This window comes from Gordonia sp. ABSL11-1, assembly GCF_030315685.1.
GTDB lineage: Bacteria > Actinomycetota > Actinomycetes > Mycobacteriales > Mycobacteriaceae > Gordonia.
On sequence record NZ_JASXSI010000084.1, the window covers coordinates 1 to 1,059 of the forward strand.

Genomic DNA, 1,059 nt, shown 5'->3' on the forward strand with positions numbered 1-1,059 from the left:
CTTAGCGGGCGACGTCATGACTGTCGATTTCGGACGACGTTTCGACATCGTCAGATCGGTAGCCACCGCATCACCTCCCGGTTCTGGCGGATGCTCTGCAACGTCTCGCTAACACCGAATAATTCGAGGAACACATTCTGACGATGCTCGGCAACGTCGCGTGGGGCAACCCGGACATCATGGCACTGTTCAATGACGAGCTGCCCGCGAGCTAGCCGTGAGGTACCTCCTGCACGAGCCGTCAAAGCGCGCGACGCCAATACCCTCCGGAGCGTCCTGGCATCAGAGTCGGCCGACGTCAACCAATATGCGCCTGATGGCGTCACCGCACTCCACTGCGCTGCGCTGCGCAGGAAGGCTACTTCGAGTGCGTGGACATCCTGCTGAAGGCGCAAGCGGACCCCAACGCTCGTGGCCCCGAACGCCATGACACCGTTGCTCTCAGCACTGCTCGCTCCGACTGACCGGCAAGCCGACCTGGCGATGCTGTTGATCCGCAACGGCGCGAACGTGCGCGTAAAGCTCAGCACCGGAAAGAGTTACAGCGAACTTGCCGAGGGAATCGCGGGCGACGAACTACGAGCAGAGTTACACCAGATCGGGCTGCTCACCGATTAGTGTCGCGGACCGACTGATAGACCGCGACGACGAGAAATTGCTCTGTGCAACCGGACCGTTCACTCCCATTCGATGGTGCCCGGCGGCTTGCTCGTGACGTCCAGGACGACACGATTCACGTCGGGCACCTCGTTGGTGATGCGGGTCGAGATGATCTCCAGGGTCTCGTAGGGCACCCGGGTCCAGTCCGCGGTCATCGCGTCCTCGCTCGACACCGGACGCAGCACGATCGGGTGCCCATAGGTGCGGCCGTCGCCCTGCACACCGACACTGCGCACATCGGCCAGCAGCACCACCGGACACTGCCAGATCTGTCCGTCGAGCCCAGCGGCGGTGAGCTCCTCCCGGGCGATCAGATCGGCCTTGCGCAGCATCGACAACCGGTCGGCGGTCACCTCGCCGACGATGCGGATGGCCAAACCCACACCGGGGAACGGCTGA

Annotated in this window: 3 protein-coding genes; 2 read left to right on the top strand and 1 reads right to left on the bottom strand. The window is 63.3% G+C overall.

Going from position 1 to position 1,059, the window contains the following annotated elements; translation table 11 throughout:
- Window positions 1–335 precede the first annotated feature (335 nt).
- Together QSJ19_RS26930 and QSJ19_RS26545 are read left to right on the top strand one after the other, a co-directional pair.
- The gene (locus QSJ19_RS26930) at window positions 336–464 is read left to right on the top strand and encodes an ankyrin repeat domain-containing protein (RefSeq protein WP_353507185.1); all 129 of its coding nucleotides are present in this window, start codon (window positions 336–338) and stop codon (window positions 462–464) included.
- Window positions 412–618: a hypothetical protein gene (locus tag QSJ19_RS26545; RefSeq protein ID WP_286324049.1), complete on the top strand. Its 207-nt coding sequence runs from the start codon at window positions 412–414 to the stop codon at window positions 616–618. The genes QSJ19_RS26930 and QSJ19_RS26545 overlap by 53 nt, the downstream gene beginning before the upstream one ends.
- 59 nt (window positions 619–677) lie before the next feature.
- On the opposite strand, the gene QSJ19_RS26550 is transcribed toward QSJ19_RS26545, so the two are convergent.
- Window positions 678–1,059, bottom strand: a 382-nt coding sequence (locus tag QSJ19_RS26550; RefSeq protein ID WP_502876352.1) for a GMP synthase (glutamine-hydrolyzing), incomplete at its 5' end; no start/stop codon positions are given.